10 protein-coding genes and 2 pseudogenes are annotated in these 15,409 nt (G+C 71.3%); 10 read left to right on the top strand and 2 right to left on the bottom strand.

Annotated features, from left to right (window positions below; all coding sequences use genetic code 11):
- Positions 1-17: 17 nt before the first annotated feature.
- The 9 genes and pseudogenes from ACFVUY_RS36905 to ACFVUY_RS36865 all read left to right on the top strand — a co-directional run bounded on the left by ACFVUY_RS36905 (position 18) and on the right by ACFVUY_RS36865 (position 10,380).
- The gene (locus tag ACFVUY_RS36905; protein ID WP_380663845.1) at positions 18-1,823 is read left to right on the top strand and encodes a fatty acyl-AMP ligase; all 1,806 of its coding nucleotides are present in this window, start codon (positions 18-20) and stop codon (positions 1,821-1,823) included.
- Positions 1,820-3,565: an acyl-CoA dehydrogenase family protein gene (locus tag ACFVUY_RS36900; RefSeq protein WP_387736516.1), complete on the top strand. Its 1,746-nt coding sequence runs from the start codon at positions 1,820-1,822 to the stop codon at positions 3,563-3,565. Before ACFVUY_RS36905 ends, ACFVUY_RS36900 begins: the two co-directional genes overlap by 4 nt.
- Positions 3,562-5,283, top strand: a complete 1,722-nt coding sequence (locus ACFVUY_RS36895) for an acyl-CoA dehydrogenase (RefSeq protein WP_380663841.1) — start codon at positions 3,562-3,564, stop codon at positions 5,281-5,283. Before ACFVUY_RS36900 ends, ACFVUY_RS36895 begins: the two co-directional genes overlap by 4 nt.
- 91 nt (positions 5,284-5,374) lie before the next feature.
- Positions 5,375-6,775: a condensation domain-containing protein gene (locus ACFVUY_RS36890; RefSeq protein ID WP_387736515.1), complete on the top strand. Its 1,401-nt coding sequence runs from the start codon at positions 5,375-5,377 to the stop codon at positions 6,773-6,775.
- Positions 6,768-7,757, top strand: a complete 990-nt coding sequence (locus tag ACFVUY_RS36885) for an alpha/beta fold hydrolase (protein WP_387736514.1) — start codon at positions 6,768-6,770, stop codon at positions 7,755-7,757. The genes ACFVUY_RS36890 and ACFVUY_RS36885 overlap by 8 nt, the downstream gene beginning before the upstream one ends.
- Before the next feature lie 72 nt (positions 7,758-7,829).
- The gene (locus ACFVUY_RS36880) at positions 7,830-8,117 is read left to right on the top strand and encodes an acyl carrier protein (RefSeq protein WP_375877652.1); all 288 of its coding nucleotides are present in this window, start codon (positions 7,830-7,832) and stop codon (positions 8,115-8,117) included.
- Between the two features lie 108 nt (positions 8,118-8,225).
- Positions 8,226-8,765 carry a YbaK/EbsC family protein gene (locus ACFVUY_RS36875; RefSeq protein ID WP_375877657.1) on the top strand — a complete coding sequence of 180 codons (540 nt, stop codon included), beginning with the start codon at positions 8,226-8,228 and terminating at the stop codon, positions 8,763-8,765.
- A gap of 113 nt (positions 8,766-8,878) precedes the next feature.
- Positions 8,879-9,835: pseudogene (locus ACFVUY_RS36870) on the top strand (beta-ketoacyl-ACP synthase 3); the annotation flags it as partial.
- A 257-nt stretch (positions 9,836-10,092) separates the two neighbouring features.
- On the top strand, positions 10,093-10,380 hold the full coding sequence (locus ACFVUY_RS36865) for a DUF6355 family natural product biosynthesis protein (protein WP_387736513.1): 288 nt from the start codon (positions 10,093-10,095) through the stop codon (positions 10,378-10,380).
- A 572-nt stretch (positions 10,381-10,952) separates the two neighbouring features.
- Here the strand turns inward: ACFVUY_RS36865 and ACFVUY_RS36860 are convergent.
- Together ACFVUY_RS36860 and ACFVUY_RS36855 are read right to left on the bottom strand one after the other, a co-directional pair.
- Positions 10,953-13,205, bottom strand: a complete 2,253-nt coding sequence (locus tag ACFVUY_RS36860) for an ATP-binding protein (protein WP_387736512.1) — start codon at positions 13,203-13,205, stop codon at positions 10,953-10,955.
- A gap of 161 nt (positions 13,206-13,366) precedes the next feature.
- On the bottom strand, positions 13,367-13,840 hold the full coding sequence (locus tag ACFVUY_RS36855; RefSeq protein WP_387736511.1) for a hypothetical protein: 474 nt from the start codon (positions 13,838-13,840) through the stop codon (positions 13,367-13,369).
- Positions 13,841-14,130: 290 nt separating this feature from the next.
- Here ACFVUY_RS36855 and ACFVUY_RS36850 point away from each other — a divergent pair.
- Positions 14,131-15,384 (top strand): annotated as a pseudogene (locus tag ACFVUY_RS36850) (IS256 family transposase).
- Positions 15,385-15,409: the final 25 nt, after the last annotated feature.

The raw sequence follows: 15,409 nt of genomic DNA, 5'->3' as shown, positions 1-15,409 counted from the left end.
CCGGAGCCACAGATCCCATGACCGAAAGGAAGAGCGGCGCCATGCACGAGCACCTGGTGAGCCGACTGGAAGCACACAGCCGCACGATCCCCGACAAGACCGCCGTGGCCTTCGTCCGGGTCGTCGACGGGGAGCCCGTCGAGGAGACGCTGACCTACGCCGAACTCGACCGGGAGGCGCGCAGGATCGCCTCGTGGCTGGCCGGACGCTGCACGGTCGGCGAGCGGGTGATGCTGCTCTACGGCACCGGCCTGGAGTTCGTGAAGGTCCTGATGGGCTGCATGTACGCGGGCGTGGTCGCCGTGCCGGCGCCGGTCCCGGGCAGCCAGCGGGGCCATGACGCCCGCTCGGTCGGCATCGTGCGCGACACCGACGTCCGGCTGATCCTCACCGACACGCCGAACGCCGGCGTCGTCAGCGCCTTCGTGGCGGACTCCGGCCTCACCGGGGTCGACGCCGTCGTCACCGACACCCTGGAACTCGCCGAGGCGCCCGGATGGCGGGTGCCGCAGCTCGGCCCGGACACCCTGGTCATCCTCCAGTACACCTCCGGCTCGACCAGCACCCCCAAGGGCGTCATGGTCACCCACGGGTCGCTCTTCCACAACCTGCAGCTGATCGAGCGGGCCTTCGGCCTGGACTCCGGCTGCCTGGTCGCCAGCTGGCTGCCGCAGCACCACGACATGGGGCTCATGGGCAAGGTGCTGGAGCCGCTCTACCTCGGCACCACGACCTACCTGATGGCGCCGATGGACTTCCTGCGCCGTCCCTACCTCTGGCTGGACCTGGTCTCCCGCAAGAGGATCCACACCACCGTCGCGCCCAACTTCGCCTACGACCTGTGCGTGCGCCGGATCACCGACCAGCAGGTCGCCACCCTGGACCTGTCCCACCTGCGCAACGCGGGCAACGGCTCGGAGCCCATCAGCGCCGCGACGCTGCACCGCTTCGCAGAGAAGTTCGCCCCGGCCGGCTTCAGCCCCGACGTCTTCAACCCCTGCTACGGCATGGCCGAGACCACGCTGCTGGTCACCGGCACGCCGCCCGGCCGCCGCCCGGCGATCACCTCCGTGGACGGCGACGCGCTCGCCCACAAGGTGCTGCGCCCGCTCCCCGGTGACCTGGAGGCCCCCAAGCTGGTGAGCAGCGGCCAGATCCACGGGCTCGACGTGCGGATCGTCGACCCGGAGACCAGGACCACGCTGCCGGACGGCCGCGCCGGCGAGATCTGGGTCCGGGGCCGGAGCGTCACGGCCGGGTACTGGAACAACCCGGAGGAGACCGAGCGCACCTTCCGCGCGATGACCGCCGAGGGCGAGCGGGGCTTCCTGCGCACCGGCGACATCGGGATCATCCACGACGGCGAGCTGTACGTCACCGGCCGCACCAAGGAGGTGCTGGTCATCAACGGCCGCAACCTCTACCCGCACGACCTGGAGCGCGAACTGCAGACCGTGCACGCCTCGTTCCAGGGCCTGGTCGCCAGCGTCTGCTCGGTCCCCGCCGACGGCGAGGAGATCGTCGTCATCCAGGAGTACCGGCCCAACCCGGCCAACCCGGTCGAGCTGCCCGAACTGGCGCGCCGCGTGCGCGGCGAGCTCGCCGAGGCGGCCGGCGTGAAGGTGTCGAACGTGGTGTTCCTGCGCCCCGGCCAGGTGCACCGCACGACCAGCGGCAAGATCCAGCGGCGGCTGATGCGCGAGAAGTTCATGACCGGCGCCCTGGAGCCGCTGTACGAGGACCTCAACACCGCGACCAGGAAGCGCTACCGCACGCCCGAGACGGCGGCCGCCGCGACCGGAGGCACGGGGGAGACGCCGTGACCTCCACCCCGTACCCCGCCGTCCTGGACTTCGACCGCGCCCTGGGCGACCCGGACGACGCGGGCCGGCTCTTCTCCTACGCCCGTTGCGGCGCACTCGACGACCGCGAGGAGTTCCCGGTCGAGATCTGCCGCGAGCTGGACTTCCTGGGCCTGCCCAGCCACTACGTCCCCGCGCGGTACGGCGGCTCGCTGCACCGCTACGACGAGGTGCTCCAGCTCATGCGCGCCGTCGCCCGGCGCGACCTGACGGTGGCCATCGCGCACGGCAAGACCTTCCTGGGCGCGGTGTCCGTCTGGGTCGGCGGCAGCGAGGAGCAGGCCCGCGAGCTCGGCCGGCTGGTGGCCGACGGCACCGTCGTGTCCTGGGGCCTGACGGAGCGCGACCACGGCAGCGACCTGCTCGCCGGGGAGGTGGCCGCCCACCGGGAACCGGACGGCGGCTACCGCCTCACCGGCGAGAAGTGGCTGATCAACAACGCCAACCGGGGGCGGCGGATCTGCGTCCTGGCCCGTACCGGCGAGCAGGGCGGCGCCCGCGCCTACAGCCTGCTCATGGTCGACAAGCAGAGCCTCCCCGGCGGCACCTACCGGCCGCTGCCGGCGGTGAAGCTGCACGGCATCCGCAGCGCCGACATCAGTGGCGTCGCGTTCACCGACGCCCCCGTACCGGCCGCCGCCCTGATCGGCGCCGAAGGCGGGGGCGCGGAGATCGTCCTGAAGAGCCTCCAGCTGACCCGCACCCTGTGCGCCGCCCTGTCGCTCGGGGCGGCGGACCAGGCGCTCGGACTCGCCACCGGGTACGCCCTGGAGCGCCACGCCTACGGCAGCCGCCTGATCGACCTGCCGCAGACCAGGCACCTGATCGCCGCGTCGTACGCCGATGTGCTCCTCGCCGAGGCGACCACCCTGGTGGCCGGACGGGCCATCCACGCCCTGACCGGGGAGCTGGCGGTGGTCTCGGCCGTCACCAAGTACTTCGTCCCCACCCTCGTCGACCAGGTCGTCTCCCGCCTGTCGACGGTGCTGGGCGCCCGCTCCCTGCTGGTGGGCGACACCTTCGAACACGGGCGCTTCCAGAAGGTGCAGCGCGACCACCGCATCGTGTCCATCTTCGACGGCAACACCGTGGTGAACCTCCACTCGCTGGTCAACCAGTTCCCGCAGCTGGCCCGCCAGGCCCGCCGCGGCGAGGTGGACCGGGCCGGCGTCGAGACGGCGGCCACCCTGACCGCCGAGCTGCCGGACTTCGACCGCGAACGGCTCTCCCTGCTGCCCCGCCCCGGCGGCAGCATCGTGCTCTCCCTCTCCGACGGTGTGGCGGAGCTGGCCGAACTGGCCCGCCAGGGCGTGGTCCCCGCCTCACTGGCCCGCAACGCGGAGGCGATCGCCGCCGTGGCCGACGAGGTCGCCGCCGCCATGGCGGCCCACCGCCCGGTGGCGACCGACGTCCCGGTGGCCGCCTTCTCCCTGGCCGAGCGGTACGCCCGCTGCTTCGCCGCCTCGGCGGCGATCCGGCTGTGGCTGCGCAACCACGCGACGGCCGGCGCCGGCCACCCGCTCTGGCAGGACGGCCTGTGGCTGGGGGCCGTGCTGGTCAGGCTGCTGGACCAGCTGCTCCCCGGCCGGCCGGACACCGACGGCGACGTCCTGGAGCGCCTGGTGCCGGTCCTGATCGAGCAGCAGGGCCGGGGCGACCTGCCGTCCCTGCTGACCCACCCGCTCGTGAAAGGCCGCTCATGACCACGGCACCCGCGGCACCCCCCGCGTCGCCCTTCACCGACCTCGGCACCCCGGCCGCACTGGAATCGCGGTTGGGCGACCCCACCGACCCCGGCAACCCGCTGGGCTTCGCCGCCCTCCTGAACGCGGACGAGCGCGGCGACCTGCTGTCCGCGGGCGAGCGGGTGCTGGACGCCTACGGCCTCGGCGCGGAGTTCGTCCCGGCGGCGCTCGGCGGCCGGCTCGGGCAGGCCGACCACCTGGCCAGGGTGCTGCGCCCGCTGTTCCGGCGCGACGTCGCGCTGGCGCTCGGCCACGGCGCGAGCAACCTGGTCGGCTCCGTGAACGTCTGGTCCTCGGGCAGTGACAAGCAGCGCCGCTGGCTGGCGGACGTGCTGCTGCGCAACGGCCGGGTCGCCGCCGGGTACACCGACATGTCCACCGGCAACGACGTCTCCCGCACCGCCTTCAGTGCCCGGGTGGAGCGCGACTCGCTCGTCCTCAACGGCCGCAAGGAGATCATCAACAACCTCGCCAGGGCCGAGGCCGTCACCCTGCTGGCCCGCACCCGGGAGGAGGCCGGCAGCCGCAGCCACTCCATGGTGCTGGTCGACATGGCGAGCGTCCCGCGCGACCGGCTGCGCTTCCTGCCGCGCTACCGGACCAGCGGGGTGCGCGCCCTGTACCTCGGCGGCCTGGAGTTCCAGGACTGCCCAGTGCCCGTGACCGCGGTCGCCGGCGGGTTCGGGGAGGCCATGGAGACCATCCTGCGGGCCTTCCAGGTCACCCGGGCGGTGCTGCCCGCGGCCGCGGTCGGCACGGTCGACCAGCAGCTGCGGACGGTGATGGACTTCGCGGTCCAGCGGCGCCTGTACGGGCGGGCCGTCTCCGAACTGCCGCACGCCCGCTCCCTGCTGGCCGGCGCGTGGCTCGACCTGCTCGTCGCCGACAGCCTCGCCACCACGGTCTGCCGCGCCCTGCACGTGCTCCCCGGCCAGACCAGCGTCTACGCGGCGGCCGTGAAGTACCTGGTGCCGACGCTGATGCGCGAGGCGGTCGACGCCATGGCCGTCGTGCTGGGCGCGCGCTCCTTCCTGCGCGAGGGCGAGCACGGCGTCTTCCAGAAGCACCTGCGCGACCTCCCGGTGGCCTCGCTCGTCCACGCCGGCGGAACGGTCTGCCAGGCGACGATGATCCCCCAGCTGCCGCGGATGGCACGCGGCGGCTGGCTGAGTGACGGCGGCGCGCCGGCCGAGCTGTTCACCATGGACCGGGCCCTGCCGGAGCTGGACGCGGAACGGCTGAGCGTCATGGCGGGTCGTGAGGACCCGCTGATGGCGGCACTGCCGCAGGTGGCCGCCGAGCTGGCCGGGGACCGGGTGCTCGGCCCGCTGTGCGCCTCGCTGGTGGGAGAGCTGCGCCGGCTGAAGGAGCGGTTCGGCGAACTGGCCCCCCGGGACCGCACCCCGGTGGCCAGTGCGGGCACCTTCGTGCTGGCCGAGCGCTACGCGGTGCTGCTCGCGGCCGCCGCCTGCCTCGGCGTGTGGCGCCACAACGCGGACAACCCGGACCCGTTCCTGCGCGACACGGCCTGGCTCGCCGCCGCGCTGGGCCGGCTGGCCGGCCGGCTCGGTTGCGGACCGGAGACGGACGGCGTACCGGAGCCCGTCTTCGCCGAGCTCGCCCGCCGCCACGAGACCCGCCGCGGCTTCGACCTCACGGGCCGCCGACTGGCCTGACCCGAGCACCGGCCGGACGCCACCGGCCGCTCCACGTCCACGCGCGGACCCTCCGCGCATATCGGCTTTTCATCCCAGAAGGGAGCCGGTGATGTCGACCTGTCATCAGCTTTCCCACGCCCAAGAGGCGCTGTGGTTCCTCTACGAACTCGACCCCGAGGGCAGCTCCTACAACACCGGCGTCGCCGTACGGGTGCTGTCCCCCGTCGAACTGCCCGCACTCCGGGAGGCCGTCGCCGCCGCCGTCGCCCGGCACGAACTCGTCCACTCGCTGTTCGACAGGGTCGACGGGGTGCCCGTCAGCACCCCCCGGGCCCACGAACCCTTCGCCCTGCTGGTCGAGGACCTGGGCCCGGTCGGCGACGACGAACTGCGTACCGCCGTCCGCCGGGCGCTCAACGAGCCGTACCACCTGCGCGACCGCGGCGCCTTCCGCTTCGTCCTGCTGCGCCGCTCCGAGACCGACGCGGTCCTGCTGATCGGCGGCCACCACATCGCCTCCGACGCCGTCTCGGACCTCGTCCTGCTGCGCGACATCCTCGCGGGCTACCAGCAGGCCGTCGCCGGCGAGGAGGCCGCGCCCGCCCCGGTCGCCTACACCCACGACACGTACGTCGCCGCCGAGCAGCGCCTGCTCTCCTCCCCGCGCGGTGCCCGCGCCGAGGCGTTCTGGCACGGTGTGATCGAGGGGGCGCAGCCCGCGCAGATCCCCACCGACCGCCCCCGCACAGCCGGGCCCACGCCCGTCGGCGCCACCCACCACCTGGAGCTCGACGCCGGTCAGGTCGAGGCACTGCGCACGGCCGCCCGTGCCTGCGGCGTGACCCTCTTCTCCTTCCTGCTGGGCGCCTTCCAGGGCCTGCTCCACCGCTACACCCGGCAGAACGACTTCCTCATCGGCTGCCCCACCACCACCCGGCTCTCCCCGCCGATGCGCGACGTCGTCGGCAACTACATCAACACCCTGGTCTTCCGCGGCAGCTTCGCCCCCGGAGCCACCTTCCGCGACGCCGCGACGACGGTCGACGGCCAGGTCCGCCAGGGCCTCGCCGCCGTCGGCTACCCCTTCGCGCGGCTCACCCGCACGGCCAACCGCCCGCGCACCAGCGCCGGCTCCTCGCTCTGCCAGATCACCTTCAACCTGATCGGTGTCGCCAAGCCCGACCCGCTGATGAAGCTGCTGCTGGACGGCGAGGGCGAGCACAACACCATCGAGCACCACGGCCTGACCATCAGCCCGTTCGAGCTGCCCCAGGCCGAGGGCCAGCTCGACCTCGCGGTGAACGTCCGCCAGAGCAGCGACTGCCTGACGCTCGACTTCCGCTACAACGCCGTGCTCTTCGACCTGTCGACCATCGAGCGCTTCGCCTCCTACTACGTGCGCGCCCTGGACACCGCCGCCGCCGACCCGGACCAGGTCATCTCCCGGCTGCGCCTGGTCCAGGTCCCGGCGCCCTCCCGCCCGTCGGACCAGGAGGCCGTCCGTGTCTGAGCCGCCGGAGTCCGGCCTGCCGCTCCCGGAGGGGGTCAGCCAGCGCACGCTGCGGGCCGGCGGGCGCAGCGTCCGGATCGCCGAGGCCGGTCAGGGCCCGCTCGTCGTCCTGTTGCACGGCTTCCCCGAACTCGCGTACTCCTGGCGACACCAGCTCGCCGGCCTGGCGGCGGCCGGGTTCCACGCGGTCGCCCCGGACATGCGCGGCTACGGCGGCAGCGACAGCCCCGAGGACGCGGCCCAGTACACGATCCACCACCTGGTGGGCGACGCGGTCGCGCTGATCGACGCGCTGGGCGAGGGCCCGGCCGTGCTGGCCGGCCACGACTGGGGCTCCCAGGTGGCCTGGCACACCGCCCTGATGCGCCCCGACCGGGTCAGGGGCGTGGCCGGCCTCAGCATTCCCTACCGGCCGCGCTCGCCGCTCAACCCGCTGCCCGCGATCCGGCGGGGTATCGGCGCGGGCCACTACATGCTGTACTTCCAGACGCCCGGCGTTGCCGAGGCGGAGCTGGAGCGCGACGTGGCCGCGTCCTTCCGCCGCCTGCTGAACGGCACCTCGGGATCGGCCCCCTACCGGGCGCCCGTCGTGCCGGACGGCGGCGGACTGCTGGACCTCTACCCTGAGCCCGCCGCACTGCCCGGCTGGCTCAGCGAGGACGAACTCTCTGTCTACACGGCCGAGTTCACCAGGACCGGCTTCACCGGAGGGCTGAACTGGTACCGCAACCTCGACGCGAACTGGGATCTGACCGCCCCGTACCAGAAGGCGGCCGTCCAGGTGCCCGCCCTCTACCTGGCCGGTGAGGAGGACTTCGTGATCAAGGGCGCGGACCCTGCCCGGCTGGAGTCCGAACTGCGGCAGTGGGTCCCCGACCTGCGCGAGATGCTCCTGCTCCCCGGCTGCGGCCACTGGATCCAGCAGGAACGCCCGGAGGAGGTCACGGCCGCCCTCGTCGCCTTCGCCCGGTCGCTGAGCTGACCGACCAGCCCCACCCCTTCCTTCGTTCCGTCCCCTTTCCGTTACCACTTCAGATGTCGAGGAGACACACCGATGACCACTGCCGCGATGACCACCGAGATCCAGCAGGCGCCGATCGCCGAGTGGCTGAGGGAGAAGGTCGCCTTCTACCTCGAGGAGCCGGTCGACTCCATCCGGACCGACACCAAGCTGGCCGAGTACGGCCTCGACTCCCTCCACGGCCTCACCCTGTGCGGCGAGATCGAGGACGAGTTCGGCATCGAGGTCGCACCGACCCTGGTCTGGGACTACCCGACCGTCGATGCCCTCTCCGGCCTGCTCGCGGAGATGCTCGCGGAGCACGGCAACCGGACCGCCTGACCCCCCGTGGCCGGACCGCGCGGGCGACCACGCGGTCCGGCCGACTGCCCGAGGCCGCCGACCGGCTCCCCCCGCACCAACAGAAAAGGAGTGAACCAGTTGCTGGTGATGACTCGCACAGCCGAGCCGGCGGAGACCGCCCGCCCCGGTGAACCGGCCGAACCGAGCACGTACACACGGCTCATCGACCTCCTCGACCGGTCCGGGTGCCGTTACCGGATGATCCACCACGCGGCGGAAGGCCGTACGGACGTGGCCAGCGTCCTGCGCGGCCACCCCCTGCAACAGGCCGCCAAGTGCCTGGTCCTGCAGGTCAGGACACCCGGCCGGGGCACACGCCACGCCCTCGCCGTCGTCCCCGGCGACCTGCGGGTCGACGTGGACGCCGTCCGGGACCTGCTGGGCGGCACGCGCGCCGGATTCGCCTCGCTGGAACGGGCCGAGCGCCTCACCGGATGCCGGAGCGGATCCATCGTGCCGTTCGCGTTCCACCCCGACCTGGAACTGATCGTCGACCCGGAACTCCTCGAAAGCCCGCGGCTCTATTTCAACGCGGCCCGCCTGGACCGCTCCGTGGCCCTGGACACCGGCGACTACTTCGACCTGGCACGTCCACGAATAGAACCGGTGGCCGAACGCCCCGCCTGAAATTCCCGGCAGGCCCGGAAGTAGAAGAAAAATATAGCCGCGGTGGCGACAGTAGTCCTCGGTGCTGCCCAGGGCGTCCCGGTTCCTGGTTGATCACACGAGGAGAGACGACAATGCCATCAATCCCGGCCCCGGGCACACGGATCGCTGCCATGGGGCACTACCTGCCCGGCACCGTCCTGACCAGCGAGGCGGTCGCCGAACGGCTGACCGTCGACGCGGAGTGGATCCTGACCCGCACCGGGATCAGCGAACGCCGCATCGCCGCCCCGGACGAGACGGTCGCGGACATGGCCGTCGCGGCCGCCCACGACGCCCTGGCCAACCTCGCCCGGGACCGGGACGGCCTCGACTCCGCCTCCGACATCGACACGGTGATCGTGGCGACCGCCAGCGCGGAGTCGACCATGCCGGCCGTCGCCGCCCGGGTCGCCGGACGGCTCGGCCTGGCCGCGCCCGCCGCGTTCGACGTCAACAGCGCCTGCGCCGGCTTCTGCCACGCGCTGGCCGTGGCGGACTCCCTGATCAGGTCCGGCACCAGCCGGGGCGCCCTGGTGATCGGCGCGGACAAGGCCAGTTCCTGGCTGGACTGGTCCGACCGGGACACCGCCGTGCTCTTCGCCGACGGCGCGGGCGCGGCGGTGGTCCTGCCGCACCACCGCCGCGCCATCGGCCCGGTGGTGTGGGGCAGCGTCGGCGAGCACGCCGACCGGATCGTCATCGACCCCGACACCCGCGTCCTGCGCCAGGACGGCCGCGCCGTCTACCGCTGGGCGACGAGCCTGGGCCCCATCGCCGCCCGGATCTGCGCGGACGCCGGCATCCGGCCCGCCGACCTGGCTGGCTTCGTGCCCCACCAGGCCAACCTGCGCATCATCCGGGCCCTGGCCAACCACCTCGACCTGTCCGGCGTGCCCGTCGCCACCGACGTGGCGACCACCGGGAACACCATGGCCGCGACCGTCCCGATCGCCCTGTCCCGCATGATCAACCGCGGCGACATCGACACCGGCGGCGACGTCCTGCTCTTCGGCTTCGGAGCCGGCCTCACCTACGCCGGACAGATCGTCCACCTCGACCCCGTCCCCGCGGTCATCCCCGTCCCCGTGGCCAAGCCCGTCCCTGCGGTCAAGCCCGTCCCCGCCTTCAACCCCGTCGCCGCGGCCAGCCCCGTCGCCCAGGCCCTCACCGCCTGGATCACCTCCGCGATTCCCCAGCCCGTTTTCTGACCCCCATTTTCCACTCCGCCTTTCCCCTGACCAGGGAAAGGCGGAGTGAATGCGGGATGTATAGGAGCGGCATAGCGCCGCGCGGAATTCTGGACCGCATGACCAGATACAAGCGGCATTTCCTCGTCGCCGTCACGGCGGCCGTATCGACGTTCCTGCTCCTCACCTCGGCGACGCCGTCATCGGCCGCGACCCAGGCCACCACCCCGTGCGGCTACTACGAATCCGCCGGCCACTCCTACTGGAACAACTGCGGCACCACCAGCGCCTACATCGTCGTGGGTTACCGCTCCGTCCCGGACACCGGCATGTGCATGGCCCCGGGCGTCACCGAGATCCTCGCGCTCGACCAGATCGTCTTCGCCACGTACCAGCGAGCCTGCTGACGTACCGCTCAGCAGACGGTGCGTCGCCCACGTCCGCCGGCCCGTGGAGGTGAGCGGCGCACCGGTCGGTCGAACCACGCGGTCTCCCCCTCGGGGCTTGCGGTGCCGTCAGCGGCACCAGCGAGTGCCGAAGACCGCACAGACGTCGGCGGACCGGGTGCGGAGGCCGGACTGCCTGCCGAACGTGAGGCTGTCGTCGACGTAGTGCTCACAGCCGGCGGTGTCCAGGGCCGTGATCAGTTCCTCGCGGAGCACAGTGGCCTCGAACGACCCCGATTCGGGCGCTGTCGGACCCGCCAGGGAACGGCTTCTCCTTCTTCACGTCGTGACGCGTATGCAGGCTCTGAACGCCCCAGCGCGCCCCGAGCCGGGATTCGTGGAACGTGCCGTTGCCGAGCATCGCGAACAGGGCGTTGGCCCGGCGTCTGGCCAGGCAAAGGAGGGCCTGGCGGTGGTGGCGGCATCCAAGGTCACCGTGCCACATGGCGTCGGAGCCGTCCGGCACCCTCACGGACACGTCGTGATTCAACCGGAAGTGGGCCTCGCAGTGCCGGCCTCGACCCGCAGACCGTTCAACCCGGTGTGCGAAGACCTTCCCGTAGTGCCTCGGCTCGGAGGTCACTGTACGGAGCCAGGAGTACTTCGGCCTCAGCTCGGGCAGCCAGTGCCCGCTTGCTGTGTCCGCTTCGTTCCAGTGCATGGGCCAGGTGGCTCAGGACTGTGGCAACGATGACGGGGTTCGCGTGTTCGCGGGCGAGTGCCACTGCTGACAGATGGAAGTCGGCGGCTTCACCGGCGCGGCCCAGATGTTGTAGGGCCTGTCCGATTCCGTCGTAGATCAGCGCCTCTATACGCCTGTTGCCCATGGTCAGGGTGAGATCCACGCACTGCCGGTAGATGTTCAGTGCCTGCTCGCTCTCGCCACGTGCCAGAGCCAGTGCTGCCTGTTCATGGAGGACGCCGTACTCCAGTGCATGGAAGACCAGTCCGTCGGCGACGATTGCGGCTGCCGCATTCAGATGCTCCTCAGCGTGTGCGAACCGCCCCATTTCCCGGAGGGCACCGGCAAGGCAGAGCGACAAGTCGCCGTGCATCCGCAACTCGAGGTCGGCCTGGCGGCAGATTTCCAGAGCTTGCCGTGCCAAGTCGGCCGCCTTCCTGGGCTGTCCCATTTCGCGGTAGGCGCTGGCCAGGTTGTTCAGCGCGACGGCGCTCCACCCCTGGTGCTTCTGTTCGCGGGCCAGGGCGAGGGTCAGCTCGAGGTACTCGACGGCTGCGCTCAGCTCGCGCAGCTCCAGGTGGATCCGGCCCAGACTGTTGGCCGCTTCGAGCGTGCCGAGTCGCTCGCCGAGTTGCCGGTGGAGGTCGAAGGCGGCGCGGAAGCAGTCGGCGGCCGGCCCCAGTCTGTTGTGCTTCCGAAGGGCGTAGCCCATGATCTGCCGCATAGCCGCTTCGGCGCGACGGTCGCTTGAGCGTCGCGCTGCTGCGAGCCCGAGTCGAGCGGTTTCGAGTTCGTCGTCCACGGCGCTGTTCGCGTCATGTAGCGGATCCAGTGTTGTGGGAAGTTGCCAGGTGATCTCGTCGAGACCAGCGGCAGCCGTGGCCCGTGCGAGAGCCAGCAAATTGGTCCGCTCTGTGAGGTACCAGTCCACCGCCTCTGCGTAACCGGTAAAGGTGAGGGGCTCGACTGTGGGCTCGGCAGGCCCTGAGATCTGTGAGGGGTGGAGGCGCTGCACGGTGCGGACGGCGGCGTCGGCTGTGTACAGGTACCACTGGGAGACGCGGGTCAGGGCTGCACGCTGTTGCTCGCGGCTCTCTTCCTGGCGGGCCTGGTCGGCGGCGTAGGCACGCAGCAGGTCGTGGAACTGATAGCGGGCGGAGCCCGTCTGCTCCAGGAGGTGCGCGCCAGCCAGTAGATCGAGGTGATGCCGGATCTGACGGTGTGTGTGGCCGGTGAGGGCGGCGGCTGTGGCGGTGCCGAACTCAGGTCCGGGGTGCAGGCCCAGGAGGCGAAAGACGCGCGCGGATGGTGCGGGCAGGGTGCGGTAGGACCAGGCGAAGACGGAGCGCACCGCATCGGCTTCCGAGTCGTCGTCGGTGGTCAGGACGTTCCAGAGAGAGGAACCCTCTCGCAGGTCGGCGATCAGGTCGGTCAGGGGCATGTGGGGGCGGGCGGCGGCGCGTTCGGCGGCGATCCGCATGGCCAGCGGCAGCCGGGCGCACAACCGGGCGAGTTCGGCCAGCTGTTCGGGCTCGTCCCGGTGGCGGTACTCGGACGTGGCGGTGGTGAGCAGGTCGACGGCTTCGGGTTCCGTGAGCAGGCCAAGGGTGAGGCGGTGTGCACCGTCGCGGGCGGAAAGACCGGACAAGCGTCCGCGGCTGGTGGCCACCACCAGACAGCCGGCGTCGCCGGGCAGCAGCGGACGGACCTGTTCCACGGTGGAGGCGTTGTCGAGTACCACCAGTACCCGGCGCTCCGCGAGCAGTGAGCGGTACAGTTCCGTCCGTTCCTCCTGACGCCTGGGGACCGCGTTCGGTGCGATGCCCAGGGCGTGCAGGAAGCGCTCCAGTGCTGCCTCGGGGGCCACCGGCGGGCCCGGGTCATAACCGCGCAGGTTGATGAACAATTGCCCGTCCGGGAACCGGTGGCGCACCCGGTGGGCGAAGCGCACCGCGAGCGAGGTCTTGCCCGACCCGGGGGTCCCTGCAACCACCACCAGCCGCACGCCCTCGCCCGGCGCGATGGCCTCCAGCGCTTCCAGACGCTCAAGCTCGGCCGCGCGACCCACAAAGCCAGGCGCCTCGCCGGGCAGCTGACGCGGCACTAGCCTCTCATGCTGCTGGCACGGCCAAGCGGGGCCCGGCGCCGGGGGTGCGGTGTGGTAGTAAACGACCTGCTGGGCGTGGCCGACAGCGAAGCTGCCGTGCTCGGCGGAGACGGCTGGGCGCCTGGCGGCGGGCGATGACAGTGTGGCGCCGGGCCCGTTCAGCCCTGGGGCGGACCCGGCAACGGGGGGTTTCCCAGCGTCACGTCCCCCATCCGAAGGGCGGCCACCGACGCGTGATCGGCCCGAACATCCACGCTCCCACCCACCGCCGCACCGTGGTCTCCCGCCGACACCACGCCGCCGACAGCCTGCTCTTGGACCAAGGCTCGCAGCTCTGCCGCAGCGTGCTCACGCTCCGCGCCGGCCACGCCCTCCAACAGGCTCTCGAACCTGGTCTGCCAAGCCACCTCCTGGCGCAGCCGCACCTGTTCGGCCCCAGCCGATGCCGACACCTGCAACGCGCTGGCCGTACCGTCCAGCCGCTCCAACTCCACCCGTTCGCGCTCACCGTCTCCACGGCCCAGCAACCGAGCTACCCGCGTCCGCAGCCCGTCCCACGCCTGCGTCCCAGCTGCCTGGACCACAGCCGTCCCACCAGCCGTGGCCAACGCCATCAGCGCCTCCTCCAGCATTCCCGCCCTCTCGCTCGCACCGATGTCATAGCCCTTCGACCCTAGCTCCGTGACAGCGCCCTTCGGAGGCGACTTCGAAAAGACATCACGACCACTGAAATAGCTTGGACAGGGCAAGGGCCGCCTTCTCCTCGTCTGGCGCGGGCAGGACCCCAGTGCGAGCAGGCGGAGCAATGCTCATGACCTGTGGATCGGCTTCGGGGTGGACGCGAAGGGCGTACCTTCCCGAGTGACCGACTTCTGGTCATCGAGTAGGCCGACGTTGCACCGTCGGCCAGGAAGGCACGCCCGTGCTCAGCGTAGTGAACGCCGATGGATCGACCGAGACCGGCTCCCTGATCGACGACATCGTCCGGGAGGGGGCACGGCGGATGCTGGCCGCCGCACTGGAGGCCGAAGTCAACTCCTACATAGCCGATTGGCGGATCAGTGTGACGAGAGCGGGCGCCGTCTGGTGGTCCGCAACGGCTATCACCAGCCGAGGAAAGTGACCACCGCAGCCGGGACGGTCGAGGTGAAAGCGACGCGGGTCAACGACAAGCGCGTCGATGAGGCAACCGGCGAGCGCAAGCGGTTCAGTTCGGCGATCCTGCCGCCGTGGTGCCGCAAGCCCCCGAAGATCAGCGAGGTGTTGCCACTGCTCTACCTGCACGGCCTGTCCAGTGGAGACTTCGTGCCTGCGCTCGAGCAGTTCCTCGGCTCCTCGGCCGGGCTGTCCCCAGCCACCGTCACGCGGCTCACCCAGCAGTGGCAGGCCGACCACCAGGCATTCGGCGAGCGCGACCTGTCCGCCACGGACTACGTCTGCATCTGGGCTGACGGCATCCATCTGCGGATACGTCTGGAGCAGGCGAAGGCCGCGGTCCTGGTCGTGATGGGCGTGCGCGCGGACGGCACCAGGGAGCTGATCGCCACAGCGGATGGCTACCGCGAGTCGCCGGAGTCTTGGGCCGGCCTGCTGCGGGACTGCCAGCGGCGCAGCATGCGCGCTCCGGTCCTGGCCGTCGGGGACGGCGCCCTCGGCTTCTGGAACGCGATCAACGAGGTCTTTCCCGAGACCCGCCATCAAAGGTGTTGGGTTCACAAAACAGCCAACTGCCTCGACAGCCTCCCGCAGTCGGCCCAGCCTGCGGCGAAGAAGGCCGTCCAGGACATCTACAACGCCGAAGACCGCGAGCACGCGGCCAAGGCCATAGCCGCGTTCGCCAGACAGTACGGCGCGAAGTTCCCCAAGGCCGTCAAGAAGATCACCGATGACGAGGATGAACTCCTGGCCTTCTACGACTTCCCCGCCGAACACTGGATCCACCTGCGGACAACCAACCCGATCGAGTCGACTTTCGCGACCGTCCGGCCGCGGACCAAGGTCACCAAAGGGGGCCGGCTCCCGAGCGGCCGCACTTGCGATGGTGTTCAAGCTCGTCGAGTCCGCCCAGACCCGCTGGCGAGCCGTGAATGCGCCCCACCTCGTCGCTCTCGTCCGAGCCGGAGCCCACTTCGAACGCGGCCACCTCGTGGAACGGCCGAACACGACCGCGGCATGAATCATGAACAGGGTGGCGGACCTGC

The organism is Kitasatospora sp. NPDC058063, from assembly GCF_042885395.1.
In the GTDB taxonomy this organism is placed as follows: domain Bacteria; phylum Actinomycetota; class Actinomycetes; order Streptomycetales; family Streptomycetaceae; genus Kitasatospora; species Kitasatospora lactacystinica.
The sequence above is the reverse complement of the archived record's forward strand: the minus strand, read 5'-3'. Positions and strand labels throughout refer to the sequence as shown.

Bases quoted from the DNA above. Each gene is read 5' to 3' on its own strand.
- ACFVUY_RS36905 (WP_380663845.1), top strand. From the start codon at position 18: ATGACCGAAAGGAAGAGCGGCGCCATGCACGAGCACCTGGTGAGCCGA.
- ACFVUY_RS36895 (WP_380663841.1), top strand. From the start codon at position 3,562: ATGACCACGGCACCCGCGGCACCCCCCGCGTCGCCCTTCACCGACCTC.
- ACFVUY_RS36890 (WP_387736515.1), top strand. From the start codon at position 5,375: ATGTCGACCTGTCATCAGCTTTCCCACGCCCAAGAGGCGCTGTGGTTC.
- ACFVUY_RS36880 (WP_375877652.1), top strand. From the start codon at position 7,830: ATGACCACTGCCGCGATGACCACCGAGATCCAGCAGGCGCCGATCGCC.
- ACFVUY_RS36875 (WP_375877657.1), top strand. From the start codon at position 8,226: ATGACTCGCACAGCCGAGCCGGCGGAGACCGCCCGCCCCGGTGAACCG.
- ACFVUY_RS36865 (WP_387736513.1), top strand. From the start codon at position 10,093: ATGACCAGATACAAGCGGCATTTCCTCGTCGCCGTCACGGCGGCCGTA.
- ACFVUY_RS36855 (WP_387736511.1), bottom strand. From the start codon at position 13,840: ATGCTGGAGGAGGCGCTGATGGCGTTGGCCACGGCTGGTGGGACGGCT.